Source organism: Mycolicibacterium fallax, assembly GCF_010726955.1.
Classification (GTDB): Bacteria; Actinomycetota; Actinomycetes; order Mycobacteriales; family Mycobacteriaceae; genus Mycobacterium; species Mycobacterium fallax.
Map to the genome: position 1 here is coordinate 2,390,217 of NZ_AP022603.1, position 24,968 is coordinate 2,415,184.

Sequence of the window (24,968 nt, forward strand, 5' to 3'; positions counted from 1 at the left end):
GTGAGAGCCTATCCGGTGACCACGACGATTACGCCGGGTGGCTGGTGTGCAATTTCGGGAGTTCGTTCGGCGACCGGCGCGTGCAGCAGTTCACCGATCTGCTCGGCGGCCTGCTGCTCGCCCTCGGTGGGGCCCCAGTACACGGTGTCCACCGTCACCCCGGGCAGTTCCGGCGGGCCTTCCGGGCCCACCAGTTCGGCCAGGTTGCCGGTCTCGGTCACCGTCCAATGCTGCTCGGTGAGCAGGTCGGAGACCCGGGCGGCGGCACCCGCGACCTCGGAGATGTTGTAGACCCGGACGTCCGCCTTGGGGGCCGGCTCGGCCGAGGTGCTGGGGGCCTCGGAGGTCGCGGTGGCAGAGGACGACGTCGTGGTGGCGGCGGCCTGGTCGCCGGAGCCACCGTCGGAGGCCATGTTCTGGATGGCGACCAGCAGGAAGATGCCGCCGAGGAACAACAACACCATCACCATGGCCCGCAGCGGGAGCCCGGAGGAATCTGGTACGCGCTCGTTCATCGCGCCCACTGTATCGGTGGGCCCGGCCAAAGCAGCAATTGTCAGCTCAGTTCGAAACCAAGCCGACGCGCGGCCTTTGCCTTCTGCCGGGTCGCCCGGACCCGGCGCAGCCGCTTGACCAGCATCGGGTCGGCGGCCAGCGCCTCCGGGCGGTCGACCAGCGCATTGAGCACCTGGTAGTAGCGGGTGGCGGACATGGAGAACAGCTCCTTGATGGCCTCTTCCTTGGCGCCGGCGTACTTCCACCACTGCCGCTCAAAGGCCAGGATGTCGTGTTCGCGGCGGCTCAGCCCGTCGGCGGGTTCGGCGTCGGCGTCCAGCGGGCCGTTCTGCACAGGTCCCGCATTCGACACGGCGCCACCCCTCATCTCAACCGGCCCTTTCGACTCACCAAATGCCATCGGTGTAGTTCCGGCGCTCATTCAATCACGGCGGCGTCGCTCGGGATGCCACCGCTGCCCGCGCGTCACGGGTTCGCCCGGAAACCGCGGCGACGGGCCCGTCGCGGCGACCTTTAAGCTCTGCAGACCATGGCCGTGAGACCGATCGTCGTCGTGGGTGACCCCGTTCTGCACAATCCGACCGTCCCGGTCCGGATCGGCGACGACGGCGCCCTGCCGGCGGAGCTGGCGGAGCTGATCGCCGACATGTACGAGACCATGGACGCCGCGCACGGCGTCGGCCTGGCCGCCAACCAGATCGGTGTGGCGCTGCGGGTGTTCGTCTACGACTGCGCCGACGACCGTGGCCAGACCGCCCGTCGCCGCGGCGTGGTGATCAACCCGGTGCTGGAAACCTCGGAGGTCCCCGAGACGATGCCCGACCCGGACCACGACGACGAGGGCTGCCTGTCGGTGCCCGGCGAGTCGTTCCCGACCGGCCGGGCCGACTGGGCGAAGGTGACCGGGCTGGATGCCGACGGCAACCCCGTCGAGTTGGAGGGCACCGGCCTGTTCGCCCGGATGCTGCAGCACGAGACCGGTCACCTCGACGGGTTCCTCTACCTGGACCGGCTGGTCGGCCGCAACGCCCGGGCGGCGAAGAAGACCGTCAAGCGCAACGGCTGGGGGGTGCCGGGGCTGTCCTGGATGCCCGGCGACGTACCCGATCCGTTCGGCCACTGAGCCGGCCGTGCGCCTGCCGTCGGTGGGAAGCCGGGTCAGCCTGCGCTACCGGCTGCCCGCGGGGTCCGAGCCGCCGCTGACCGAGGCGGTGGGGCACCTGGAGGCGGTGGCCCCGCAGCTGCGGCTGCGCACCCGCTCCGGCGAGCTGGTGACGGTCGAGCCGGCCGATCTGCTCAACATCAAGGAGATCTCGGTCCGCCCGGTGCGGACCTCGCAGATCCGGGCCCTGGAGCACGCGGCGGCGCTGGCCCGGCCGTGCCCGCAGCAGGACTGGGTCGACGGCTGGCTGGTCCGCGCCGGCAGCTCGGAGCCGCTGCTGAACACCGCTGTGCCGCTGGAGGTTTCGGCCCAAATCAGCGGGCTGGCCGGGGTGGCGCGATGGTACGACGAGCGCGGCCTGGCTGCGCTGCTGGCGCTGCCGGAGCGGTTGCTGCCGCTGCGCAGCTCGGCGGCGGCGCCGGAGAAGGTGCTGGTCCGCGACCTCACCGACATGCTCGACATCCCGGGCGGCGAACCGGTGGAGTTGACCGACGGGCCGGGCGCGGCGGCAGACGGCGCGCTGACCGTCGCGCGGCTGCCGGGCGCCGCCGTCGCGCAGGCCGCGGTCACCACCGCGCCGGACGGGTCGAGCTGGCTCGGCATCTTCGGGCTGCGGGTCGACCCGGCGCACCGGCGCACCGGCCTGGCCGGCCGGGTCTGCGCGACGCTGCTGGACTGGGCCGCCGGCCACGGCGCGACCCGGGCGTATCTGCGGGTCCCGGCCGACGACGAGGCGGCGCTCGGGTTCGCCGAATCGCTGGATTTCCGATTGCATCACCGCTGCCGCTATGTCGAGGCCCAGGCGCTGCTGGGCGGCCCGCCACCTACCATCTAGGCCATGCGACTGGCGACCTGGAACGTCAACTCGATCCGGACCCGAGTGGAACGGGTGACCGACTGGCTGGCGCGCGCCGACGTCGACGTGCTGGCCATGCAGGAAACCAAGTGCACCGACGCGCAGTTCCCGGCGCTGGCGTTCGAGGCCCTGGGCTACGAGGTCGCCCACGTCGGCTACAACCAGTGGAACGGGGTGGCGATCGCCTCCCGGGTCGGGCTGGCCGAGGTGACCGTCGGCTTCGACGGTCAGCCCGGTTTCGGCAAGGACGACGCGCCCGCCGAGCAGGAGGCCCGCGCCCTCGGCGCGACCTGCGCCGGGGTCCGGGTGTGGAGCCTGTACGTGCCCAACGGCCGGACCCTGACCGACCCGCACCTGGCCTACAAGCTGGATTGGCTTGCCGCGCTGCGGGATAACGCCGCGGGGTGGCTGGCCCAGGATCCGGACGCCCCGATCGCCCTGGTCGGCGACTGGAACATCGTGCCGCGCGACGACGACGTCTGGGACATCGCCGCGTTCGAGGGTAAGACGCATGTGTCGGCGCCCGAGCGGGCGGCGTTCGAGGCGATGATCGACGCCGGCTTCGCCGACGTGGTGCGGCCGTTCACCCCGGGCCCGGGCGTGTACACCTACTGGGATTACACCCAGCTGGCGTTCCAGAAGCGCCGCGGCATGCGGATCGACTTCATCCTGGGCTCACCCGGTTTGGCGGCGCGGGTGACCGGCGCCGAGATCGTCAAGGACGAGCGCCGGCCGAAGAAGGGCACCACCGCGCCCAGTGATCACGCGCCGGTCGTCGTCGAACTGAACTGAGCCCGGCGCGGCCGGGTCAGCGGTGCACGCACCAGCGCTGGGTGGCGGGCAGCCGCGTCGCCACCGCAGCGGCAATCGGCACCAGCAGCGGCAGCACGGTCCACAGGATCCACGCGCCGGCTTCGCCGACGCCGTCCTCGCCGTCCACGTCACCGAGGTACCACCAGCCGGCCGACAGCGCGACGGCGGCCGGCACCGCGACGGCGAGGCCGACGAGCACCAGGGTGGGCCCCCGCCGGCGGCCCCGCCCAATCTGGAACGCGGCCAGCCCGAACAGCACGCTCGCCGCGAGAAACCCGAGAATGGCCGCCGCCCCGGCCAGCATCGGCATCAACGCGGGGAGTTCCTGGCTTCGGTCCACCGCGGCGAAGCCGATCTGCACGATCAGCGCAAGCACCATGGCCACGGTCCCGAGCCCCGCCAATACCGCCAGCCCCGCTGCGACGGCGCCGGACAGCGCGGTCAGCACCACCGTCGCCATCGGCCGCATCGCGCTCCCCTGCCGTCACCAAAAGATGTCGGGTTCGACGCTAACGCAGCCGGGGCCCCGGTGCGCGCGGCAAATCACCCGGCGGAAACTCGCTCGACCGACACTCGCTCGGCGCCGTAGCGGCCCGCGCTGAACATCGAGGCGATCGCGCCGACCACCATCATTGCCGCGGCCGCGCCGAACACCACGATCAGCCCGGCGTGGAACGGTCCGGTGATCAGCTCGGGGAAGAAGCTCTGGCCGGTGCGGGTGGGCCGAGTCCGGACCGGGCCGCGGCCGGGTGCGTCGCGATGGCCATAGAAAAATATGTGTCAGCTATTCAAAGTTTTTTCCGTCAGTCCTCAACCGGGCGGCCCTCAACCACGCGGCGGCGCCAACCGTCGGCTAGATTGGCCGGGTACCCACGGGAGCGCAACCGAAGGCGCTGAGAGGACGGCTGGGGCCGTCGACCGTATGAACCTGACCGGGTAATTCCGGCGTAGGAAGAGGATGTCGAATGACTGTTTCTGTTGACCCCACCGTCACCACCGGACCGATCGCCGGTTCCACCAAGGTCTACCGCGAGGTCGACGGGCTGCGGGTGCCGTTCCGCCGGGTGCACCTGACCAACGGTGAGCACCTGGATCTCTACGACACCTCGGGCCCCTACACCGACGACGCCGTCGAGATCGACCTGGACCGCGGCCTGGCCCGCCGCCCGGGCATCGTCACCGACCGCGGCACCCAGCTGCAGCGGGCCCGGGCCGGGGAGATCACCGCCGAAATGTCCTATATCGCGGTGCGCGAAGGGGTTTCGGCCGAACTGGTCCGCGACGAGGTGGCCCGCGGTCGCGCCGTCATCCCGGCCAACCACAATCACCCCGAGGCCGAACCGATGATCATCGGCAAGGCGTTCGCGGTGAAGGTCAACGCCAACATCGGCAACTCGGCGGTGACCTCCTCGATCGCCGAGGAGGTCGACAAGATGGTGTGGGCGACCCGCTGGGGTTCGGACACCATCATGGACCTGTCCACCGGCGCCGACATCCACCAGACCCGGGAGTGGATCCTGCGCAACTCGCCGGTCCCGGTCGGCACCGTGCCGATCTACCAGGCGCTGGAGAAGACCAACGGCGACGCCACCGCGCTGACCTGGGAGCTCTACCGCGACACCGTGATTGAGCAGTGCGAGCAGGGCGTGGACTACATGACCGTGCACGCCGGTGTGCTGCTGCGCTACATCCCGCTGACCGCAAACCGGGTGACCGGCATCGTCAGCCGCGGCGGGTCGATCATGGCCGCCTGGTGCCTGGCGCACCACACCGAATCGTTCCTGTACACCCACTTCGCCGAACTCTGCGAGATCCTGGCCCGCTACGACGTCACCTTCTCCCTCGGCGACGGGCTGCGCCCGGGCAGCATCGCCGACGCCAACGACGCCGCTCAGTTCGCCGAGCTGCGCACCCTCGGCGAACTCACCGCAATCGCCAAATCCCATGGCGTGCAGGTGATGATCGAGGGGCCGGGGCACGTCCCGATGCACAAGATCGTGGAGAACGTGCGACTGGAAGAGGAACTCTGCGAGGAAGCCCCGTTCTATACCCTCGGGCCGCTGACCACCGACATCGCGCCCGGCTACGACCACATCACCTCGGCGATCGGCGCGGCGATCATCGCCCAGGCCGGCACCGCGATGCTCTGCTACGTGACCCCCAAGGAGCACCTGGGGCTGCCCGACCGCAAGGACGTCAAGGACGGCGTCATCGCCTACAAGATCGCCGCGCACGCCGGCGATCTCGCCAAGGGCCACCCGCACGCCCAGGCCCGCGACGACGCGCTGAGCCGGGCCCGCTTCGAGTTCCGCTGGCACGATCAGTTCGCACTGTCCCTGGACCCGGACACCGCGCGGTCCTTCCACGACGAAACCCTGCCCGCCGAGCCCGCCAAGACCGCGCACTTCTGCTCGATGTGCGGGCCGAAGTTCTGCTCGATGCGGATCACCCAGGACATCCGGGCCGCCTATGGCGATGGCCGGCAGATCGTCGAGGCCTCCGACGCCGACCTGATCGCCGCCGGGATGGCCGCCAAGTCCGCCGAGTTCGCCGAACACGGCAACCAGGTGTATCTGCCGATCGAGACGGTCGAGCGCTAGCCGCTCTGCCAGGATGAACAGCGTGAACCTGCTGCCGTTGACCCCGCCCGGCCAGACCCCGGTCCGGGTGCTGACCATCGCCGGCTCGGACTCCGGCGGCGGCGCCGGCATTCAGGCCGACCTGCGCACCTTCGCCATGCTCGGGGTGCACGGCTGCGTCGCCGTCGTCGCGGTAACCGTGCAGAACTCGGTGGGGGTCAAGGCCTTTCACGAGGTGCCGGTGCCGATCATCGCCGGCCAGATCGAGGCGGTGACCTCCGACATCGGCATCCTGGCGGCGAAGACCGGGATGCTGGCATCGGCCGAGATCATCGAGACGGTGGCGGCCACCTGGCGGGCTCAGGGACTGGACGGCACTCCCCTGGTCGTCGACCCGGTGTGCGCCTCCATGCACGGCGACCCGCTGCTGCACCACAGTGCGCTGGATTCGTTGCGCAACACGCTGTTCCCGCTGGCCACCCTGGTCACCCCGAACCTTGACGAGGTCCGGCTGCTGGTGGACGTCGACGTCGTCGACGAGGCCTCCCAGCGCGACGCCGCCCGGGCACTGCACGCCCTGGGCCCGCGCTGGGTGCTGGTCAAGGGCGGGCATCTGCGCGGGGCGGCCGAGAGCCCCGACCTGCTCTACGACGGCACCGATTTCCACCAGTTCAGCGCCCCCCGGATCGACACCGGCCACGACCACGGGGCCGGCGACACCCTCGCCGCGGCCACCACCTGCGCTCTGGCGCACGGCTATTCGGTGCCCGAGGCGGTGGCGTTCGCCAAGGGCTGGGTGACCGAGTGCCTGCGCGCGGCCTACCCGCTGGGGCAGGGCCACGGCCCGGTGAACGCGCTGTTCCGGCTGCAGGGCCGATGACGGCAGAGGGCCTGGCCACCCAGATCGCCGGCGTCGTACACGCCCCCGGCGGCACACCCCGGGGCATCGTGCTGCTCACCCACGGCGCCGGCGGCAACCGGGACGCGCCGCTGCTGGTCGCGCTGTGCGACGAGTGGGCGGCCCGCGGCTGGCTGGCCATCCGGTACAACCTGCCCTACCGCCGCCGCAGGCCCACCGGTCCGCCGTCGAACTCGGCGGCCGCCGATCAGGCCGGGATCGCCGAGGCGATCGCAACCGCGCGCACCCTGGTCGACGGCCCGGTGATCGCCGGCGGGCACTCCTATGGCGGCCGGATGACCTCGATGGTCGCCGCCGCAGGCACCAACCTGGACGTGCTGGCGCTGAGCTCCTATCCGCTGCACCCGCCGGGCAAACCCGAGCGGGCCCGCACCGAGCACCTGCCCGACATCACCGCGCCGACGGTGTTCACCCACGGCGCCCGAGACCCGTTCGGCAGCCTCGACGAGCTGACCGCGGCGGCCGCGTTGCTCGGCGCCCCGACCGAAATCGTCGCGATCGCCAACGCCGGGCACGACCTGGTGCCGCGGCGGCCGCGGTCCGGGCCGGCTGGTCCGCTGCCGCAGGTCCCGGCGCTGGCCGTGGACGCCGCGCTGCGGTTGCTGACCGCGCCGCGGTAGCCCCGCCCCGAGACCGCACAGTTCCCGGTACCTGCGGTACCGTCGGGGCATGGGAAGCTCACCCGAGGCCGTCATCATCGGAGCCGGATTCGGCGGCATCGGCGCCGCCATCGCGCTGCACCGGGTCGGCATCACCGACCTGGCCATCCTGGAACGCGAGGACGACCTCGGCGGCACCTGGCACGTCAACCGCTACCCCGGGCTGGCCGTCGACATTCCCAGCACCACCTACAGCTACTCCTTCGAACCGAATCCGAACTGGACGCGGCTGTTCGCCCCCGGCGCCGAGCTCAAGCGGTACGCCGACCACGTCGCCGACAAGTACAGCGTCCGCCGGTTCATCCGGTTCGGCGTCGCCGTGCAGAGCGCTCAGTGGGACGAGGAGCAGCAACGCTGGCGGGTCACCCTCGACGACGGCAGCACCCTGACGCCGCGCTACCTGATCGCCGCCACCGGCTTCCTGTCCCAGCCGCACACCCCCGACATCCCCGGCATCACCGAGTTCGCCGGCACCGTGGTGCACACCACCGCCTGGGACGACGACCACGACTTCACCGGCAAGCGGGTGGCGATCATCGGCACCGGCGCGACCGCGGTGCAGCTCATCCCGGAGCTGGCCAAGCGCGCCGGGCGCCTGACGGTGTTCCAGCGCACCCCGATCTGGGTGGTGCCCAAGATCGACTTCCCGATCCCGTCCCCGGTGCGCCGGCTGTTCGGCCGGGTTCCCGCGGCGCAGCGGGCCGTCCGCCGGGTCACCGACGCGATCTACGAGGTCATCATGATCGCCGGGGTGCTGCACTTCCGGCAGCTCAACCCGCTCAACCGCGGGGTCGCGCAACTGGGCAACGCGTTCCGCACCGTCAGCGTGAAGGACCCCAAGACCCGCGCCGCGCTGGCCCCGGACTACGACTTCGGCTGCAAGCGCCCGACCTACTCCAACGAGTACTACCGCAGCTTCAACCGCCCCAACGTCGAGCTGCAGGCCGGCGGTATCGAACGGATCACCGCTGAGGGCATCGTCACCGCCGACGGCACCGCGATCGACGTCGACACCCTGGTGCTGGCCACCGGCTTCGACCTGTGGGACGCCAACTTCCCGGCCATCGAGATCATCGGCCGCGACGGCCGGAACCTGGGAAAGTGGTGGCGGGACAACCGGTTCCAGGCCTACCAGGGCATCTCGATGCCGATGTTCCCGAATCTGTTCAACCTGGCCGGCCCGTACTCCTACAGCGGGCTGTCCTACTTCACCACCATCGAATGCGAGATGATCCACCTGCAGCGGGTGCTCGGTGAGGCGCTGCGCCGGGACGCCACCGTGGTGGAGGTGACCGAGCGCGCCAACGACGCCTTCCTCGCGGCGATGACCGAGCGGCTCGACGACACGGTGTTCAACGCGGGCGATTGCGCCTCCTCCCGGTCCTACTATTTCAACCACGCGGGTGAAGCCACCCTGCTGCGCCCGACGTCGACCGCCAACGCCTTCCGCGACGCCGAGACGTTCCCGCTGACCGACTACGACTACGCCTGAACCGACGAAGGGATCCCCGTCACGTGTCCGAAGAATCCAAGACCCGCTCGCTGGCCGGCTACGCCGGAGTCGTGCTCGCCGCCGCCGGGGTCTCGCACTTCGTCAAGCCCGGCATCTACGAGCCGGCCACCACGGCGGCCTTCCCGGACAACACCCGTCGGCACGTCTACACCAACGGCGGCATCGAGACGCTGCTCGGGCTGTCCCTGATCGCGCCGCGCACCCGCCGAATCGGCCTGGCCGGCATCGTCGCCTACCTGGCCTACCTCGGCGGAAACCTGCTGCGCGGCAAGAGCTGACGGGCTAAGGTTTCCGCGTCGAGGGGAGCAACGGTGGACGTGCTGCGCGGGCTGCTCAAACACCAATTCACCGTCGCTGAGTTGATCGGCCTTGCGGTCCTGCTGGCCACCCCGTATCTGGTGATCGGCGTGCTGTGGGTGGCCACCCACACCGACCGGCTGCCACCGGCCGGCGGTGTACGACTGGTGTTTTCGGTGCTCGCCTCGGTGCTGGCCTGGCCGGTACTGCTGCTCTCGCACGCGTGCCCGGTATGAGCACGTTCACCCGGATCTCGATCCGCCGGCGCACCCCACGCTGGGACGACGAGCCGGCCACCGCCGCCGATGCGCTGGACCTGTGGTCCTTCGGCGCCGCGGCCGCCAACGTCGTCATGCAACTCGCCGCGCCGCCGGTGGGCCACGGCGTGCTGGAGAGCACCGTGGAGTCCGGCCAGCTGATGCGGCACCCGTGGAAACGCGCCCGCACCACGCTCAGCTACATCAGCGTGGCGCTGCTGGGTTCGGACGCCGACCGGGGGAGCTACCGCGAGGCCGTCGACACCGCGCACCGCCCGGTGCATTCGGGCCCGGACAGCCCGGTGCAGTACAACGCCTTCGACCCGGACCTGCAATTGTGGGTGGCCGCCGCGATTTTCGTCGGGCTGGAGGACTGCTATCAGCTGCTGCGCGGGGAGCTCTCCGCGGAGGCCGCCGAGGTCTTCTACCGGTCCGCCTTTCCGCTGGGCACCACCCTGCAGGTCCGCGAGGAGCAGTGGCCACCGACCCGCGCGGACTTCGACCGGTACTGGGACCAGGCCTGCGCGTCGATCCAGATCGACGAACCGGTCCGCGATTATCTGCAGGATCTGATCGCGCTGCGGATGCTGCCCTGGGTGCTGCGGCCGGGCTGGGCGCAGTTGCTGCGGTTTCTGACCACCGGGTTCCTGGCGCCGGTGTTCCGCGACGCGCTGGGGCTGGCGTGGTCGGCGCGCAGGCAGTGGCGCTTCGAGCGGCTGTTCCTGCTGGTGGCGCTCGGGAATCGGTTTCTGCCGAAGTTCATCCGGCAGGCGCCCGGCTACCTGCTGCTGTTCGACGTGAAGCTGCGGCTGCGCCGCGGCGCGCCGCTGATCTGAATCAGCGGCCCCGGGCCAGCGGGCTGCGGTGCCGCTTGTCCCGGGCCGGCACCCCGTTGACGCCCTCGATCGAGCTGGCGTAGCTGCCGACGGCGAACCCGACCCCGGGCCCGGCGATCGCCAGCGCATCCCGGTTCACCGCGGTCAGCACGTCCCGGGGGCTGTGGTAGTTCGGGTCGAAGGGCGCGCCGGCCTTGCCGCCCCACAGCCGGGCCTGCGTCTTGGTCTTGAGTTCGGCTGCCCCGGTGGTGATTCCGCCGACCGGAACCCCGGCGGCCAGGAACGCCCGAGGGTCCGAGCGCTGGTCCAGCGGCGCGTCGGCGGGCCGCTTGCCGGCCAGGTTGAGGTAGCCGGCCAGCGCGCGTTCGATACCCGCCGAACCGATCGGCACCGTGTCGGGGTCCGGGTTGCCCGCCGCCGGGCCGGACAGGTCACCGTCGTAGGTGAAGTAGCCGGCGTTCGGCGAGCCGAGCATGTCGAAGTTCAGGTACAGCGCGATGTCGTTGAGCGCGTCGCGGTCCAGGCCCACCAGGTAGTCCATCGCCCCGGCGAGCTGGCGCTCCTCACCGCCCCAGAACGCGAACCGCACCGCGTTGCTGACGTCGGGTTCGGGGCCCAGCGCCAGCGCCGTGGCCAGCACCGCCGCCACCCCGGTGCCGTTGTCGTTGAGGCCCGGTCCGGTGCGGATGCTGTCCAGGTGGGCGCCGACCAGCACCACATCACGGGTCGACCCGGTCCTGGTCTGCGCCAGCAGGTTTCGTGAGGTCACCGTGACGGTCTTGCCGTCCAGCAGCACCCGGACCGGGGTCTTGGATCGGCGCATCGCGGCGCCGCCCTGGCTGCCGATCACCCCGACCGGGATCGGCAGGTCGTGGTAGTAGCCGTGCGGGAACAGGCCCTTCGGGCTGCCGTTGCGGCCACCGTCGCTGACCACCACCAGCGCGTCCGCGCCGCGCGCGGCCGCCGCGCGGGCCTTGTCCCCGACCCCGCAGCCGGTGTCGTCGACGATCGCGATGGCGTCCTTGACGTTGCCGCGGTAGTCCGCGGCCGCGCAGCCCGCCGGTTTCACCGGGGCCCGCACCGCCCCGGTGATGCCGCCGGCCGGCGTCGGCAGCAGCAGTGAGGCCTGGTCGACCTGGTAGTCGCGGCCGGCCACGGTGACCGTCGGGTTGCCCGGTTTGATCGTCTCCAGCCGGCTGAACTCCGGGGTGTCGACCTCGAAGCCCGCCTCGCGCAACGCCGCCGCCGCGTAGTCCAGGCCGGCCCGATAGCCGGGGCTGCCGTCGGCGCGGTTGCCGCCGTTGGCCCGGGCGGCCTCGGCAAGCGCCTCCAGGTGCGGCCACATGCCGTCGGCGGTGACCGCGGCGGCCAGCGTGTCGGCCAGCGGGCGGACCGGTTCGGGCGCGGGTTGCGGCGCCGGGCTGCACCCGGACAGCACACCGAGCGCGCACACCAGGGCCAGCGCCCGCCCACGTTTCACCCGCTCAGGCTACGGTCCTGGCGCATCGGTGAGATCACGGTCAGGAACCCAGATGGCACCGGCATCACTCCGGCTTCACCACGTGCCTGGTCCGGTCCTCGCGGACCGGCACCCCGTTGCGGCCGCCGAGATCGAGCGCGTAGCGGCCGACGGCGTATCCGACGCCGGGGCCATGGATGCCCAGGGCGGTGCGGTTGATGTGCTCCAGGGTGTCGGTCTTCTGGTGGTAGTTCGGGTCGAACGGCGCGTCGGCGACGCCGTCCCACAACTGCGCCTCCTCGCCGGTCATCTTGGCCTCCGCGCCGGCGAACAGTCCGCCCGCCGGGATGCCGGCCAGGGTGAACCCGTCGTAGTCGGAGCGGCCGTCGAAGGCGGTGTCGCGCCCGGGTTTTCCGGCCCCGTCCAGGTAGTCGACGAACAGCCGCTCGATGCCCGCGGAGCCCTCCGGCACCCGGGGCACCAGCTGGCCGCGCGGGATGCCGGTGGACTGGTCCCCGTCGTAGGTGAAGTAGCCGGCGTTCGGTGAGGCGAGCATGTCGAAGTTCAGGTACAGCGCGATGTCGCGCAGCGCCTCCTCATCGAGGGATTCGATGTAGCGCTGGCTGCCCATCAGGCCCACCTCCTCGGCGCCCCAGAACGCGAACCGCACCGCGTTGGTGACCTCCGGTTCGGCGCCCAGTTGCAGCGCGGTCTCCAGCACCGCGGCCACCCCCGAGCCGTTGTCGTTCATACCGGGGCCCTCGGGCACCGAGTCCAGGTGCGCGCCCGCCATCACCACGTCGACGTGTGAGCCGGTCTTGGTGTCGGCGATCACGTTGCGTCCCTTGATGTTCCGCACGGTGGCCGCCACCTTGACGGTGACCGGGCCGGGGTGCTCGCGCAGCCGGGCGCCGTCGTCCTTGCCGACCGAGACCACCGGGATGGTGACGTCGGTGGCCGTGCCCAGGGTGCCGCCCATCTGCGGCTGCTCGACGGTGTCGGCGATCACCACGGCCGCGGCGCCGCGCTTGGCCGCCGCGGCCAGCTTGTCGGCGAACGGGCATTTGCCGCGATTGACCAGCACCACCGCGCCGGTGGCGGCTACCCCGTCGTAGTCGTCCTCGGTGCAGCCGGGGCTGTCATCGTCGGCGCGCAGCGCGACCAGCGGGCCGGACACCCCGTCGGCCGGGGTACCGATGCTGAACTTCAGCGCGTGCGCGGTGAACGACGCGTCACCGGCGGACACCGTGCCGGGTTCGGATTCGCTGACCCGGACATCGAATTCCGGGGTGCTGACCTCGAAGCCGTGCTCGCGCAGCAGGCCGGCGACGTAGTCGATGCTGGCGTCGTAGCCGGGGGTGCCGACGGCCCGGTTGCCGCCATTGGCCTCGGCGATGTCCTGGAGTTTCTGCAGGTGCACGAACATCGCGTCGGTGCTGATCTTGGCCTGCAGGTCGCGGGCGAACTGCTCGGCTCCGGCCGCGTCGAGGTCGCTGGCCTGCGGCGCCGGCGTCGACGAGGTGCACCCGCCGACGGTCAACGCGGCGGTCAGCGCAGCGACGGCGCCGAGCAGAACGGGGCCGCGGCGAGCGCGGTCGGAGATGATGCCCATGGGAATCCACCGTAATGGTTGCCCGCCGGGCTCCCCGACGCCCGATTCCCCACCGCAAGCGCATTCCTCACCGCGAGCGCATGCCCCACCGCGAGCGCACCCCTCACCGCGAACCCCTTCCTCACGGCGAGCGCGCAACCAGGTACGCAACACGCCGCGGCGGGTGTCCCCCGTTGAGCGCTCGGCACTCCGGGAGCGACACCGGCGCCCTCGGGGAGCGACACCGGCGCCCTCGGGGAGCGGCGCAGCGCTGCTCAGGCGTCCCGGCGGACGATCACCACCAAACCGGCGCCGAACACCACCGCCACCACCGCGGTCAGGTAGGCCAGCGAGCCGAGCCGATCCCACGCCATTGCGTACGGGCCGGCGAACATCCGCGTCCCGGTGAACGCCAGCCCGTTGGCGAACGGCAGATACGGCCCCACCCGGTCCGAGATCGACGGCAGCGTGCCGAGCACCGTCTCGATCACCAGCGGCCACATCAGCAGCACCGCGACCGCCGCGGCGGCCTCCCGAACCAGCGCGCCCACCCCGACCGCGAGCACCGCCGCCAGCGCCGCGAACACCGCGACCGCGCCGGCGGTCTGCCAGCTCGCCGCGGCGGTCGGGTTCAGCCCGACCGCCGCGCCCGGGGCCGCCACCGCCCCGGCCGCCAGCACCGCCAGCACCGTCGCAACGCCGGCGACGACGGCGGAGAACACCGCAGCGACAACGGCCTTGGCGCACAGCACCATTGCCCGGTTCGGCGTGGCCAGGAAGGTGGTGCGGATCAGGCCCGAGCGGTACTCCCCGGTCACCGTCATCGACGCCGCCGCCATCAGCGCGGGCACTCCGAGCAGCGCCACCCCGGTGGCCGCCTTGTCCGGGAACATCGGGCTCAACGGGTAGGCGGTGTAGCCCAGCGCCAGCGCGACCGCCAGCCCCAGCAGCGTCACCGCGACCGCCGTCCACACCGGCATCCGGGTGCTGGTCAGCTTCAGCCATTCGGCGGCCACCGCGCGGATCATCACGACGCCCCCGATCGGTAGTCGGTCACCGCGTCGGTGACCTGCAGGTAGGCCTGCTCCAGCGACGGCGCCCGGGCGCTCAGCTCATGCAGCACCAGGCCGCGGGCGGCGGCGAGTTCACCGACGGTGTCGGTGTCGGCGCCGGTGACCAGCAGCGCATCCCCCTCGTCGGCGACCCCGATCCCGGCCTCGGTCAGCGCGGCGCGCAGCCGGTCGCGCTGCGGGCTGCGGACCCGCACCGCCGCCCCGGCGGCGCCCGCGACGAAGTCGGCGACCGAGGTCGCCGCCACCAGCCGGCCGCGGCCGATGACCAGCAGCGCGTCGGCGGTGTCGGCCATCTCCGCGAGCAGATGCGAGGACACCAGCACGGTGCGGCCCTGCCCGGCCAGCTCGCGCATCAGGGTGCGCACCCAACGGATGCCCTCCGGGTCCAGGCCGTTGACCGGCTCGTCGAACAGCAGCACCGGCGGGTCGCCGAGCAGCGCGGCGGCGATCCCGAGCCGCTGGCACATGCCCAGCGACAGCGTCCCGGCGCGGCGGTCGGCGACGCCGTCGAGCCCGACCTGCCCGAGCACCGCCTCGACCCGGGACCGGGCGATGCCGTTGGCCGCGGCGATCCAGCGCAGGTGCGCGCGCACCGACCGGGACGGCGCGAGCGCCCGGGCGTCCAGCAGCGCACCGACCTGGTGCAGCGGCCGGCGCAGGCTGCGGTAGGCCCGGCCGTCGATGGTGGCGGTGCCCGCGGTGGGCCGGTCCAGCCCGAGGATCAGCCGCATGGTCGTCGACTTGCCCGCACCGTTGGGGCCCAGGAAGCCGGTGACCACACCGGGGGCCACGGTCGCGGTGAGGTCGTCGACCGCGGCGGTGGCGCCGTAGCGCTTGGTCAGGCCGCGCAGCTCGATCATCGGGCACCGCCGGCCAGGCGGCCCGGCAACCCGCGGCCCGGCAACCCACGGCGTAGCGCAAGGGTGCAACGCAGCGGGCGCACCTAGGATTCGCAGCCGGTCGCGGTCCAGGACGCCACCGAGCCGGTCGGCGAGGAGGCCTGCGCCCAGAACCGTTTCGGGATCCGCCCGGCGTTCCGGGCCAGTTCCCCGGCGGTGACGGCGGCGGCCATCGCGGCGGCCATCGCCGGCGGGTCGGCGGCCCGGGTGACGGCGCTGGCCAGCAGCACCCCGGAGCAGCCCAGCTCCATGGCCAGCGCGGCGTCGCTGGCGGTGCCGATCCCCGCATCGAGGATCACCGGGACGCCGGCGGCGGCGACGATCATCTCGATGTGGTGCGGATTGGAGATGCCCAGCCCGGTGCCGATCGGCGAGCCCAGCGGCATGACGGCCGCGCAGCCGGCGTCCTCCAGCCGGCGGGCCAGCACCGGGTCATCGTTGGTGTAGGGCAGCACCACGAAGCCGTCGTCGACGAGTTCCTCTGCGGCGCGCAGCAATTCGACGCCGTCGGGCAGCAGGGTGCGCTCGTCGGCGATGACCTCCAGCTTGACCCAGTTGTTGTCCAGCGCTTCCCGGGCCAGCCGGGCGGTGAGCACCGCCTCGGCGGCGCTGCGGCAGCCGGCGGTGTTCGGCAACGCCGCGATACCCAGCCGGTTCAGCAAATCCAGCAGGCCCGTACCGGTCTGCGCGTCGATCCGGCGCATCGCGACGGTGGTCAGCTCGGTGCCCGAGGCGATCAGCGCCTCCTCCAGCGCGGTGAGGCTGGTCGCGCCGCCGGTGCCCAGGATCAGCCGGGACCCGAAGGTGCGCCCGGCGATCGTCAGGCTGCCCGGGGCGGCGTCCGCCGGCGCCGCCGCGCCCGGCTCAGCCACCCTGCACCGCCGTCAGGACCTCGACCCGCGCCCCGTCGGTCAGCGGCCGGTCCCACTCCGATCGCGGCGCCACCGCCCAGTCCACCGCGACCGCGACGCCCTTGTCGGGCACCCCGAGCCGGTCCAGCACCGCGGCGACGGTGGCCGAGTCGTCGACCTCCATCTCCTCGTCGTTGACAATCAGCTTCATTGCCTCATCCCTCCAGTTCCTCGGCGATCCGCTGGGCCGCCCACGGCGCCAGCAGAAAACCGTTGCGGCCGAGTCCGGTGGCCGCCAGTGTCGTCGCATCGAGCCTGCCGACCACCGGCAGGTTGTCCGGGGTCATCGGCCGCAGCCCGGCCGCCGCCTCGGCGAACTCGTAGTCACCGAGCCCGGGCATCACCGTGCAGGCGTCCTCCAGCAGGTCGCGCACCCCGCTCACGGCCGGCGCGGTGTCCCGGCCGTGCTCGTACTGGGTGGCTCCGATCACCACGCCGTCGGCGCGCGGCACCAGGTACAGCGGCCGGCCGTGCACCCGGGCGCGGACCACCCGGGTGGGCACCGCCATGCTGCCGGGCCTGCGCCGCAGCCGCAGCACCTCGCCCTTGACCGGCCGGATCGGCAGGCCCGGCCACAGCGCGGGGGCGTCGATGCCGTTGGCGATCACCCGCTGGTCGGCATCGGCGGTGTCGGACAGTTCGGCGACCGGCGGCGCCCAAAGCACCCCGAGTCGTTCGCAGTCGGCGGCCAGTGCCGCGACGACGCCGCGGTTGTCGACGGCCAGTTCGGTGCCGGCCAGGAAGCCGTGCCGAATGTGCCGGGCCAGCATCGGTTCCAGGTCGCGGGCGGCGGTGGTGGCGGCCACCGGCTGGCCCTGGTCGGCCAGCCACTGCCGCACGGTGGCGAGGTCGGCGACATCGGCCGGGTCGACGGCGACCACCAGGGATTCGTGCGCGGTGACGATCTCGGCGGGCAGCCCGTCGCGGTAGCTGCCGGGGCCCTCGGCGCGCCACAGCGCCAGCGATTCCAGGCCGATCCGCAGCTGCTGGTCCTCACCGGGCCAGCCCTCGCTGTGCGGAGCGAGCATGCCGCCGGCGACCCAGGACGCACCGGGCGCCTCGGTGCGGTGCACCCGCACCGCCCAGCCCAGCCGCAGCGCCTGCCGCGCCACCGAAAGTCCGATCACCCCGCCGCCGATCACGGCCAGCGTCGGCGTCCCGACCATGGTGTGAACTCCCTTCCGCAGGCTGCCGATTCAGCCTACTTCGTGCAACCGACCACCCCGGCGACGGCCGCGGGCCACCGGCGGACCGCGGTTTTGCCGCCCGCCGCCCGCGGCAACCGCCGGTAGGTTCTCCCCCGTGCGGCAACGAATTCTCGCCCTGACGATGCTGGTGCTGGCCGGGATCGCCGGCTGGCTGGCCACCCGGACCAACCCGCACTACGCCGAGCCCGTGGCGGGGCTGCCGTCCCGCGGCACACTGCTGCCCCTGGCCGGGGTGCTCGTCGCGCTGGCCGGGGTCTGCCTGGCCGCGGCGCTCGGCGCCCGCCGGCGCCCGGCCCCCGCCGGTTTCCCGGCCGAGCCCGGTGCTGGCTAGGGTCGACGGCGTGCCGCATTCGACGATCCGCGAGCTGGGCCGGCTGTACCTGTGCACCGACGCCCGGCGGGAGCGCGGCGATCTGGCCGAGTTCGCCGACGCCGCGCTGGCCGGCGGAGTGGACATCATTCAGCTGCGCGACAAGGGCTCGCCCGGTGAGCAGCGGTTCGGTCCGCTGGAGGCCCGCGCCGAACTCGACGCGCTGGCGGTGCTGGCCGAGGCGGCCCGCCGGCACGGCCGGCTGCTGGCCGTCAACGACCGCGCCGACATCGCCCGGGCGGCCGGCGCCGACGTGCTGCACCTGGGCCAGGACGACCTGCCGCTGGCGGTGGCCCGCGACATCGTCGGCGACGGCGTGCTGATCGGCCGGTCCACCCACGACGAGGCGCAGGTGCGGACCGCCGCGGCCGAGGCCGTCGACTACTTCTGCGCCGGGCCGTGCTGGCCGACCCCGACCAAGCCGGGCCGCCCGGCGCCCGGGCTGGACCTGGTCCGGTTCGCCGCCGACCTGGGCACCGACAAGCCGTGGTTCGCCATCGGCGGCGTCGACGAGCAGCGGCTGCCGCAGGTGCTGGCGGCCGGTGCCCGCCGGATCGTGGTGGTCCGGGCGATCACCGCCGCCGAGGATCCCGGCGCGGCGGCTAGTCGGCTGGCGGCTGCGTTGCGCGCAGCGGCATAGCGGCGATCAGTTCCCGCAGCCGCGGCCAACTGGCCGCGAACGCCGGGTGCAGCCGCAGTTCGGTGACCGCGGCCTCGGCCACCCAGCGCAGCTCGGCGCTCTCCCGGTTGGCGACGGTGTCCAGCAGCGCGGCTGCGTCGGCGATCACCGTGGTGTAGCTCCAGCTGCCGCCACCGACGGCGGCCACCTCGGCGGTCACCAGGGTGTGGCGCACGTGCACCGCCTCGGCCGGCAGCCCGGCCTCCTCGTGGGCCTCCCGGACCGCGGCCTGCTCCGGGGTTTCGTGGCTGTCCAGCGCGCCGCCGGGCAGGCCCCAGGTGCCGCCCTGGTGACTCCACGGCGCCCGGTGCTGCAGCAGCACCGCGGCCCCGCCGCCCGGTTGCGGCGCCCGCAGCAGCAACCCGGCCGCGCCGTGGCGGCCCCAATGGTGGCTACCTGACTCCGCAATCACCCAGCCGTCACCGTCACCACGCACCCGTTCAGGATAAGCAGCAGGACTTCCCCGGCGATCCTTACCCACCCGTCACAAATTGCTCTTAGACTTTGCTTAAGAGGACCGGCTTCGGAAGGCAGGCGCAACAGGTGACGGTTGAGGTGGCGCATCCGTCGACCGAGCCGTTGGCGTCGCGTACCCGCAATGATCCGGCCCATCCCCGCTGGTGGTTCATGTGGACGACGCCGGGCCGGATCCTGGCGATCGGATTCACCCTGGCGATGCTGGGGGTGCTCACCGCGTTCGCCACCTCCACCACCGTCTCCAACCGCCAGGACGCGCTGACCACCGTGCTCGACCACACCGAGCCGCTGTCGTTCGCGGCCGGGCAGATCTACACCAAGCTGTCGGTGGCCGACGCGGCGGCGGCCACCGCGTTCATCTCCGGCACCGAACCGCAGCCGGTCCGGCAGCGCTACGAGCAGTCGATCACCGACGCGACGGTCGCGGTGACCCAGGCGTCCTCCGGGCTGACCGACGAGAAGATGCGGGAGGTCCTCGGCCGGATCAACGCCCGGGTCGCGGTCTACACCGGGCTGATCGAGACCGCCCGCACCAACAACCGGGCCGGGAACCCGGTCGGCTCGTCGTACCTGTCGGAGGCCTCCGCGCTGATGCAGGACAACATCCTGGTCGACGCCCAACGGCTCTACGAGCAGACCGCGGCCGGCGTCGACGCGGAGACCTCGGCGTCCACCCGGGTACCCGCCCCGGTGATCCTGGTGGTGGGTTCGACGATCGTGTTCGGGCTGTTCGCGCACCGCTGGCTGGCCCGGCGGACCCGCCGGCGGGTCAACCTCGGGCTGGTGGCCGGCGGGCTGGCGATCGCCGTCATGGTGATCTGGGTGGGCACCGCGGTGGTCATCTCGACGGCAGGCAGCAGGCAGGCCAAGGACACCTCGGCCGAATCGCTGCGGGTGATCACCAACGTGGCGATCACCGCCCAGCAGGCCCGCGCTGACGAGACGTTGTCGCTGATCCGGCGCGGCGACGAGGACGCCCGCAAGAAGAGCTACTACCAGCGGATGGACACCATGGCCGAGCAGCTCGACGCCTACCTGTCCCGCAAGGGCGCCGTCGACAAGGACGATCTGGCCAACGCCGCGCAGCTGCTGGCCAAGTGGCGCGCCGCCGATGAGCGGATCAACGCCTACATCGCCGTCGGCAATTATCAGGCCGCCACCCAGGTGGCGCTCGGCACCGGCGAGGACGACTCCACCCCGGCTTTCGACAACCTGGAGCGGGCCCTGTCGGACGGGCTGAAGGCCAGCCGCACCCAGCTGCGCACCGACATCGCCTCGGCGCGGCGGGTGCTCTCGGGCACCACGGTCGGCGGGGTGGCGCTGTCGCTGAGCGCGGCGGTCGCGGTGGCACTGGGCCTGTGGCCCCGACTGAATGAGTACCGATGACCGGCCGGGGCGGGGTGCGCGGGTGGGCCGCGGTGGCGGTGCTGCTGGTGACCGTGCTGTTGGTGGTGACGGGCTGCGGCAGCACCAGTTCGCCGTCCGGGCCGCCCGGGCTGACGCTGGCCCCGCCGACCCCGGCCGGGATGACCGAGCTGCCCCCGCAGCGCGCGCCGGCACCCGAACCCACCGAGGACTGCGACCTGACCGCCAGCCTGCGGCCGTTCCCGACCCGCGCCGAGGCCGAGGCCGCGGTCGCCGACATCCGGGCGCGCGGCCGGCTGATCGTCGGGCTGGACGTCGGCAGCAACCTGTTCAGCTTCCGCGACCCGGTCACCGGGCAGATCACCGGTTTCGACGTCGACCTGGCCGCCGAGGTCGCCCGCGACATCTTCGGCAACCCCAATCAGGTCGAGTACCGGATCCTGTCGTCGGCCGACCGGATCGCCGCGCTGCAGAAGAAGAGCGTGGACATCGTCGTCAAAACCATGACGATCACCTGCCCGCGCCGCAAGCTGGTCAATTTCTCCACGGTGTACCTGTACGCGTACCAGCGGATCCTGGCGCCGCGCAACTCCCCGATCCGGCAGAGCTCGGACCTGGCCGGTCGGCGGGTCTGCGCGGCCCGCGGCACCACCAGCCTGGAGCGGCTCCAGCAGATCTCCCCGACGCCGATCATCGTGTCGGTGGTGACCTGGGCGGACTGCCTGGTCGCGCTGCAGCAGCGGCAGGTCGAGGCGGTGTCCACCGACGACACCATCCTGGCCGGGCTGATGACCCAGGACCCGTACCTGCACATCGTCGGGCCCAGCATGAACCAGGAGCCCTACGGCATCGGAATCAACCTGCACAACACCGGGCTGGTCCGGTTCGTCAACGGCACGCTGGCCCGGATCCGCTCCGACGGGACCTGGAACACGCTGTACCGCAAGTGGTTGACGCTGCTGGGCCCCATCCCGTCCCCGCCGGCACCGAGGTATCTGGACTGATGCGCGACGACGAGATCGACACCTGCGACGAGGGCCCCGGCACCCAGCGCGCCGACCCCTTCGCCGACGACGACCAGCCGGATTCGGGCCCCGGCACCCAGCGCGCCGACGTACTGGTCGACACCGCGGCCGGCGGCCGGCCGATGGCGACCCAGGCGGTGTACCGGCCCAACTTCGCCGACGACGACGAGGACGACGACGCCTTCAGCGTCGACTCCGAGCAGGCCACCTCGGCCCCGACCCGGGCGGTCGCCCCGATCCGGCAGGTCGGCGGCGGGCTGGTCGAGATCCCGGCGATACCCGAACTCGATCCGCTGGCCGCCCTGATGGTCGATCCGGTGGTGATGGAGGCCAAGCGGTTCTGCTGGAACTGCGGCAAGCCGGTCGGCCGCGGCCGCGGGAATACACCGGGGCCGGTGGCGGGCACCTGCCCGCACTGCGGCAGCGAGTATTCGTTCCTGCCGCAGCTGGGACCCGGTGACATGGTTGCCGACCAATACGAGATCAAGGGCTGCATCGCCCACGGCGGGCTGGGCTGGATCTACCTGGCCGTCGACCACAACGTCAACGAGCGCCCGGTGGTGCTCAAGGGCCTGGTGCATTCCGGGGACGCCGAGGCGCAGGCGATCGCGATGGCCGAGCGGCGGTTCCTCGCCGAGGTGGCGCACCCGTCGATCGTCAAGATCTACAACTTCGTCGAGCATCCGGACAGCCGCGGCGAACCGGTCGGCTTCATCGTGATGGAGTACGTCGGCGGCAGGTCGCTCAAGCAGCGCGGCGAGCAGCGGCTGTCGGTGCCGCAGGCGATCGCCTACATGCTGGAGATCCTGCCCGCGCTGGGCTACCTGCATTCAATTGGGTTGTGCTACAACGACCTCAAGCCGGACAACATCATGCTGACCGGCGATCAGCTCAAGCTGATCGACCTCGGCGCGGTGTCGCGGATCAACTCCTTCGGCTTCCTCTACGGCACCCCGGGGTATCAGGCGCCGGAGATCGTCCGGACCGGCCCGACGGTACTCAGTGACCTCTACACGGTGGGCCGGACCCTGGCCGCACTCACCCTGCGGCTGCCCGCCAAGAAGGGCCGCTACCTCGACGGGCTGCCCGCCGACGATCCGGTGCTGGCCCGCTACGACAGCTTCGCCCGGCTGCTGCTGCGGGCCACCGACCCCGATCCGCGGCGGCGGTTCGGCAGCGCCGAGGAGATGTCGGCGCAGCTGCTCGGGGTGCTGCGCGAGGTGGTCGCCCAGGACACCGGCATCCCGCGGCCCGGGCTGTCCACCGTGTTCAGCCCGTCGCGCTCGACGTTCGGGGTGGAGCTGCTGGTCGCACACACCGACGTGTACCTGGACGGCAAACCGCACTCGGAGAAGCTGACCGCGGCCGAGATCATCACCGCGCTGCCGGTGCCGCTGGTGGATCCGACCGACGTCGGGGCGAAGGTGCTCTCCGCGACGCTGCTGTCCCAGCCGGTGCAGGCCCTCGATTCGCTGCGCGCGGCCCGGCACGGCCGGCTCGACACCGAGGGAGTGAACCTGCGGGACTCGGTGGAGCTGCCGCTGATGGAGATCCGGGCGCTACTGGACCTCGGCGATGTCAGCAAGGCCACCCGCAAGCTCGACGAGCTGTCCGGCCGGGTCGGCCGGGCCTGGCGGCTGGTCTGGTTTCGGGCCGTCTCGGAGCTGCTGACCGCCGACTACGAGTCCGCGACCAGGCATTTCACCGAGGTGCTCAACACCCTGCCCGGCGAACTCGCGCCCAAACTGGCGCTGGGGGCGACCGCCGAGCTTTCCGGCAGCGCCGGCGAAGAACGCCACTACCGCACCGTCTGGCAGACCGACAACGGGGTGATCGCCGCCGGGTTCGGGCTGGCCCGCGCGCAGTCGGTGGCCGGCGAGCGCGACGCCGCGGTGCGCACCCTGGACGAGGTGCCCGCCACCTCCCGGCACTTCGCCACCGCGCGGCTGACCAGCGCGATGACGCTGTTGTCCGGCCGGTCGATCAGCGAGGTCACCGAGGAGCAGATCCGGGAAGCGGCCCGGCGGGTGGACGCCCTGCCCGAATCCGAGCCGCGGGTGCCGCAGATCCGGGCGCTGGTGCTGGGCACCGCGCTGGACTGGATCGCCGACAACACCGCCGACCCGCACCACATCCTGGGCTTCCCGTTCACCGAGTCCGGGCTGCAGCTGGGCGTGGAGGCCTCGCTGCGGGCGCTGGCCCGGCTGGCGCCCAGCCAGCAACACCGCTACGCCCTGGTCGACATGGCCAACACGGTGCGCCCGATGACGACGTTCTGACCGGCCCCGCTCAGCCCTCCGGCCCGGCTCAGCCCTCCAGTACCGCGACGACGTCGCGGGCGATGGCCAGTTCCTCATCGGTGGGCACCACCAGCACGGTGATCGCGGAGTCGTCGGCGGAGATCACCCGCGCCTGCCGGCTCCGGGCGGTGTTGCGCTCGGTGTCGATCCGGATGCCCAGCGGCTCAAGGCCACTGAGCGCATCGGCGCGCACCGCGGCGTCGTTCTCGCCGACCCCGGCGGTGAACGAGATGACGTCGGTGCGGCCCAGCACCGCCAGGTAGGCGCCGACATACTTGCGCAGCCGGTGCACGTAGACGTCGTAGGCCAGCCGGGCGTCGGCGTCGCCGGCGTCGATCAGCCGGTGCACTTCGCGGAAGTCGATCTCCCCGCCCAGCCCGAACATCCCGGACCGGCGGTTGAGCATCGTCTCGATGTCCGCCGGGCTCATCCCGGCGGCGCGCGCCAGGTAGAAGATGATCCCGGCGTCGATGTCCCCGCAGCGGGTGCCCATCACCAGCCCCTCCAGCGGCGTCATGCCCATCGAGGTGTCCACCGCGCGGCCGCCGGCGATCGCCGAGGCCGACGCCCCGTTGCCCAGGTGCAGCACGATCTGGTTGACCTCCGCGGTGGGCCGGCCCAGCAGCGCGGCGGCCTGCTCGCTGACATAGCGGTGCGAGGTGCCGTGGAAGCCGTAGCGGCGGACCTGCCAGGCCTCGGCCACCTCCCGATCGATGGCGTAGCTGGCCGCCGCGGCGGGCAGGTCGTGGAAGAACGCGGTGTCGAAGACCCCGACGTGCGGCAGGTCCGGCAGGATCCGGCGGGCGACCTCGATGCCGAGCAGCCCGGGCGGATTGTGCAGCGGCGCCAGCGGGGCCAGTTCGGCGATGACGGCGACCACGTCGTCGTCAAGCCGGGTGGGCGCGAAGATCCGCTGCCCGCCGTGCACCATCCGGTGCCCGACGGCGACCAGCCCGAGGTCGGCCAGGTCCGCGCCGGCCTCCAGGAACATCGCGAACGCCACCCGCAGCGCGGCGTCGTGGTCGGCGACCCGGCAGTCCCGGGTGAAGGTGCGACCGCCGAAGGAAAGTTTCGCCGCGGACTCCGCCTCACCGACCCGCTCGACGATGCCGTCGGCCAGCGAGATCCCGGCATCGGGGTCAACCAGGCTGAACTTCACCGACGATGATCCCGAATTGACCACCAGCACAGTGCGTTTCATCTG

General features: G+C 72.2%; 27 protein-coding genes and 1 riboswitch. Of the genes, 15 read left to right on the forward strand and 12 right to left on the reverse strand.

Annotation, left to right across the window (positions count from 1 at the left end):
* Positions 1-8: 8 nt before the first annotated feature.
* Entirely contained in the window at positions 9-515 is a 507-nt protein-coding gene (locus tag G6N10_RS11430) for a LytR C-terminal domain-containing protein (RefSeq protein ID WP_109750505.1), read from the reverse strand.
* A gap of 41 nt (positions 516-556) precedes the next feature.
* Positions 557-850 carry a nucleoid-associated protein NapA gene (locus G6N10_RS11435; RefSeq protein WP_407664027.1) on the reverse strand — a complete coding sequence of 98 codons (294 nt, stop codon included), beginning with the start codon at positions 848-850 and terminating at the stop codon, positions 557-559.
* Positions 851-1,045: 195 nt separating this feature from the next.
* Here G6N10_RS11435 and G6N10_RS11440 point away from each other — a divergent pair, with 195 nt between their 5' ends.
* From G6N10_RS11440 to G6N10_RS11450, 3 genes are read left to right on the forward strand one after another with little or no spacing between them, the layout of a single operon-like run.
* Positions 1,046-1,639 (forward strand): peptide deformylase, encoded by a 594-nt coding sequence (locus tag G6N10_RS11440; protein WP_085096052.1) that lies wholly within the window; start codon positions 1,046-1,048, stop codon positions 1,637-1,639.
* Between the two features lie 7 nt (positions 1,640-1,646).
* Positions 1,647-2,513 (forward strand): GNAT family N-acetyltransferase, encoded by an 867-nt coding sequence (locus tag G6N10_RS11445; protein WP_234810550.1) that lies wholly within the window; start codon positions 1,647-1,649, stop codon positions 2,511-2,513.
* A gap of 3 nt (positions 2,514-2,516) precedes the next feature.
* The gene (locus G6N10_RS11450; RefSeq protein WP_085096050.1) at positions 2,517-3,326 is read left to right on the forward strand and encodes an exodeoxyribonuclease III; all 810 of its coding nucleotides are present in this window, start codon (positions 2,517-2,519) and stop codon (positions 3,324-3,326) included.
* Between the two features lie 16 nt (positions 3,327-3,342).
* Here G6N10_RS11450 and G6N10_RS11455 read toward each other — a convergent pair whose 3' ends face one another.
* Positions 3,343-3,816, reverse strand: coding sequence for a hypothetical protein (locus G6N10_RS11455; protein ID WP_085096048.1), 474 nt, complete (start codon positions 3,814-3,816; stop codon positions 3,343-3,345).
* Positions 3,817-4,209: 393 nt separating this feature from the next.
* Positions 4,210-4,318, forward strand: a riboswitch (TPP riboswitch).
* On the opposite strand from G6N10_RS11455, the gene thiC reads away from it, so the two are divergent.
* From thiC to G6N10_RS11490, 7 genes are all read left to right on the forward strand, one after another.
* Positions 4,313-5,947, forward strand: coding sequence for a phosphomethylpyrimidine synthase ThiC (gene thiC / locus G6N10_RS11460; RefSeq protein ID WP_085096046.1), 1,635 nt, complete (start codon positions 4,313-4,315; stop codon positions 5,945-5,947). (Overlaps the previous riboswitch by 6 nt.)
* Before the next feature lie 13 nt (positions 5,948-5,960).
* Positions 5,961-6,806, forward strand: a complete 846-nt coding sequence (thiD, locus tag G6N10_RS11465) for a bifunctional hydroxymethylpyrimidine kinase/phosphomethylpyrimidine kinase (protein WP_085096045.1) — start codon at positions 5,961-5,963, stop codon at positions 6,804-6,806.
* On the forward strand, positions 6,803-7,465 hold the full coding sequence (locus tag G6N10_RS11470) for an alpha/beta hydrolase family protein (RefSeq protein ID WP_085096043.1): 663 nt from the start codon (positions 6,803-6,805) through the stop codon (positions 7,463-7,465). The genes thiD and G6N10_RS11470 overlap by 4 nt, the downstream gene beginning before the upstream one ends.
* 49 nt (positions 7,466-7,514) lie before the next feature.
* The gene (locus tag G6N10_RS11475; RefSeq protein WP_085096041.1) at positions 7,515-8,996 is read left to right on the forward strand and encodes a flavin-containing monooxygenase; all 1,482 of its coding nucleotides are present in this window, start codon (positions 7,515-7,517) and stop codon (positions 8,994-8,996) included.
* Between the two features lie 23 nt (positions 8,997-9,019).
* Positions 9,020-9,295, forward strand: a complete 276-nt coding sequence (locus G6N10_RS11480; protein WP_085096039.1) for a DoxX-related protein — start codon at positions 9,020-9,022, stop codon at positions 9,293-9,295.
* A 33-nt stretch (positions 9,296-9,328) separates the two neighbouring features.
* Positions 9,329-9,550 carry a hypothetical protein gene (locus G6N10_RS11485; RefSeq protein ID WP_085096036.1) on the forward strand — a complete coding sequence of 74 codons (222 nt, stop codon included), beginning with the start codon at positions 9,329-9,331 and terminating at the stop codon, positions 9,548-9,550.
* Complete coding sequence (locus tag G6N10_RS11490; RefSeq protein ID WP_085096034.1) at positions 9,547-10,407, forward strand: oxygenase MpaB family protein; 861 nt, start codon at positions 9,547-9,549, stop codon at positions 10,405-10,407. Before G6N10_RS11485 ends, G6N10_RS11490 begins: the two co-directional genes overlap by 4 nt.
* 1 nt (position 10,408) lies before the next feature.
* Here G6N10_RS11490 and G6N10_RS11495 read toward each other — a convergent pair whose 3' ends face one another.
* From G6N10_RS11495 to thiO, 7 genes are all read right to left on the reverse strand, one after another.
* On the reverse strand, positions 10,409-11,887 hold the full coding sequence (locus G6N10_RS11495; RefSeq protein ID WP_085096032.1) for a M28 family peptidase: 1,479 nt from the start codon (positions 11,885-11,887) through the stop codon (positions 10,409-10,411).
* Between the two features lie 64 nt (positions 11,888-11,951).
* On the reverse strand, positions 11,952-13,478 hold the full coding sequence (locus G6N10_RS11500) for a M28 family metallopeptidase (protein WP_085096030.1): 1,527 nt from the start codon (positions 13,476-13,478) through the stop codon (positions 11,952-11,954).
* A gap of 254 nt (positions 13,479-13,732) precedes the next feature.
* Positions 13,733-14,485, reverse strand: a complete 753-nt coding sequence (locus tag G6N10_RS11505) for an ABC transporter permease (protein WP_085096028.1) — start codon at positions 14,483-14,485, stop codon at positions 13,733-13,735.
* Positions 14,485-15,390 carry an ABC transporter ATP-binding protein gene (locus G6N10_RS11510; protein ID WP_085096026.1) on the reverse strand — a complete coding sequence of 302 codons (906 nt, stop codon included), beginning with the start codon at positions 15,388-15,390 and terminating at the stop codon, positions 14,485-14,487. Before G6N10_RS11510 ends, G6N10_RS11505 begins: the two co-directional genes overlap by 1 nt.
* An 83-nt stretch (positions 15,391-15,473) precedes the next feature.
* Positions 15,474-16,253, reverse strand: coding sequence for a thiazole synthase (gene thiG, locus G6N10_RS11515; protein ID WP_133055141.1), 780 nt, complete (start codon positions 16,251-16,253; stop codon positions 15,474-15,476).
* Positions 16,254-16,293: 40 nt separating this feature from the next.
* Positions 16,294-16,491, reverse strand: coding sequence for a sulfur carrier protein ThiS (thiS, locus tag G6N10_RS11520; RefSeq protein WP_085096022.1), 198 nt, complete (start codon positions 16,489-16,491; stop codon positions 16,294-16,296).
* 4 nt (positions 16,492-16,495) lie between these two features.
* Entirely contained in the window at positions 16,496-17,506 is a 1,011-nt protein-coding gene (gene thiO, locus G6N10_RS11525; protein ID WP_085096020.1) for a glycine oxidase ThiO, read from the reverse strand.
* A gap of 136 nt (positions 17,507-17,642) precedes the next feature.
* On the opposite strand from thiO, the gene G6N10_RS11530 reads away from it, so the two are divergent.
* A complete protein-coding gene (locus tag G6N10_RS11530; RefSeq protein ID WP_133055139.1) occupies positions 17,643-17,879 on the forward strand; it encodes a hypothetical protein in 237 nt (78 codons plus the stop codon).
* Positions 17,880-17,889: 10 nt separating this feature from the next.
* Complete coding sequence (thiE, locus tag G6N10_RS11535; RefSeq protein WP_085096016.1) at positions 17,890-18,558, forward strand: thiamine phosphate synthase; 669 nt, start codon at positions 17,890-17,892, stop codon at positions 18,556-18,558.
* On the opposite strand, the gene G6N10_RS11540 is transcribed toward thiE, so the two are convergent.
* Positions 18,521-19,033, reverse strand: coding sequence for an NUDIX hydrolase (locus G6N10_RS11540; RefSeq protein ID WP_085096014.1), 513 nt, complete (start codon positions 19,031-19,033; stop codon positions 18,521-18,523). The two genes, thiE and G6N10_RS11540, sit on opposite strands and share 38 nt — an antisense overlap.
* A 107-nt stretch (positions 19,034-19,140) precedes the next feature.
* Here G6N10_RS11540 and glnX point away from each other — a divergent pair, with 107 nt between their 5' ends.
* From glnX to G6N10_RS11555, 3 genes are read left to right on the forward strand one after another with little or no spacing between them, the layout of a single operon-like run.
* Complete coding sequence (gene glnX / locus G6N10_RS11545) at positions 19,141-20,460, forward strand: protein kinase G-activating protein GlnX (RefSeq protein ID WP_085096012.1); 1,320 nt, start codon at positions 19,141-19,143, stop codon at positions 20,458-20,460.
* Positions 20,457-21,443: a glutamate ABC transporter substrate-binding protein gene (locus G6N10_RS11550; protein WP_085096010.1), complete on the forward strand. Its 987-nt coding sequence runs from the start codon at positions 20,457-20,459 to the stop codon at positions 21,441-21,443. The genes glnX and G6N10_RS11550 overlap by 4 nt, the downstream gene beginning before the upstream one ends.
* Complete coding sequence (locus tag G6N10_RS11555; protein WP_085096008.1) at positions 21,443-23,743, forward strand: serine/threonine-protein kinase PknG; 2,301 nt, start codon at positions 21,443-21,445, stop codon at positions 23,741-23,743. The genes G6N10_RS11550 and G6N10_RS11555 overlap by 1 nt, the downstream gene beginning before the upstream one ends.
* Positions 23,744-23,771: 28 nt before the next feature.
* On the opposite strand, the gene G6N10_RS11560 is transcribed toward G6N10_RS11555, so the two are convergent.
* Positions 23,772-24,965, reverse strand: coding sequence for an acetate kinase (locus G6N10_RS11560; RefSeq protein ID WP_085096006.1), 1,194 nt, complete (start codon positions 24,963-24,965; stop codon positions 23,772-23,774).
* Between the last annotated feature and the right edge of the window lie 3 nt (positions 24,966-24,968).

Coding starts and splice junctions, on each gene's coding strand:
- G6N10_RS11430 (WP_109750505.1), bottom strand. CDS start 515: ATGAACGAGCGCGTACCAGATTCCTCCGGGCTCCCGCTGCGGGCCATG.
- G6N10_RS11440 (WP_085096052.1), top strand. CDS start 1,046: ATGGCCGTGAGACCGATCGTCGTCGTGGGTGACCCCGTTCTGCACAAT.
- G6N10_RS11450 (WP_085096050.1), top strand. CDS start 2,517: ATGCGACTGGCGACCTGGAACGTCAACTCGATCCGGACCCGAGTGGAA.
- G6N10_RS11455 (WP_085096048.1), bottom strand. CDS start 3,816: ATGCGGCCGATGGCGACGGTGGTGCTGACCGCGCTGTCCGGCGCCGTC.
- thiC (WP_085096046.1), top strand. CDS start 4,313: ATGACTGTTTCTGTTGACCCCACCGTCACCACCGGACCGATCGCCGGT.
- thiD (WP_085096045.1), top strand. CDS start 5,961: ATGAACAGCGTGAACCTGCTGCCGTTGACCCCGCCCGGCCAGACCCCG.
- G6N10_RS11470 (WP_085096043.1), top strand. CDS start 6,803: ATGACGGCAGAGGGCCTGGCCACCCAGATCGCCGGCGTCGTACACGCC.
- G6N10_RS11475 (WP_085096041.1), top strand. CDS start 7,515: ATGGGAAGCTCACCCGAGGCCGTCATCATCGGAGCCGGATTCGGCGGC.
- G6N10_RS11490 (WP_085096034.1), top strand. CDS start 9,547: ATGAGCACGTTCACCCGGATCTCGATCCGCCGGCGCACCCCACGCTGG.
- G6N10_RS11500 (WP_085096030.1), bottom strand. CDS start 13,478: ATGGGCATCATCTCCGACCGCGCTCGCCGCGGCCCCGTTCTGCTCGGC.
- G6N10_RS11505 (WP_085096028.1), bottom strand. CDS start 14,485: ATGATCCGCGCGGTGGCCGCCGAATGGCTGAAGCTGACCAGCACCCGG.
- G6N10_RS11510 (WP_085096026.1), bottom strand. CDS start 15,390: ATGATCGAGCTGCGCGGCCTGACCAAGCGCTACGGCGCCACCGCCGCG.
- thiS (WP_085096022.1), bottom strand. CDS start 16,491: ATGAAGCTGATTGTCAACGACGAGGAGATGGAGGTCGACGACTCGGCC.
- thiO (WP_085096020.1), bottom strand. CDS start 17,506: ATGGTCGGGACGCCGACGCTGGCCGTGATCGGCGGCGGGGTGATCGGA.
- G6N10_RS11550 (WP_085096010.1), top strand. CDS start 20,457: ATGACCGGCCGGGGCGGGGTGCGCGGGTGGGCCGCGGTGGCGGTGCTG.
- G6N10_RS11555 (WP_085096008.1), top strand. CDS start 21,443: ATGCGCGACGACGAGATCGACACCTGCGACGAGGGCCCCGGCACCCAG.
- G6N10_RS11560 (WP_085096006.1), bottom strand. CDS start 24,965: ATGAAACGCACTGTGCTGGTGGTCAATTCGGGATCATCGTCGGTGAAG.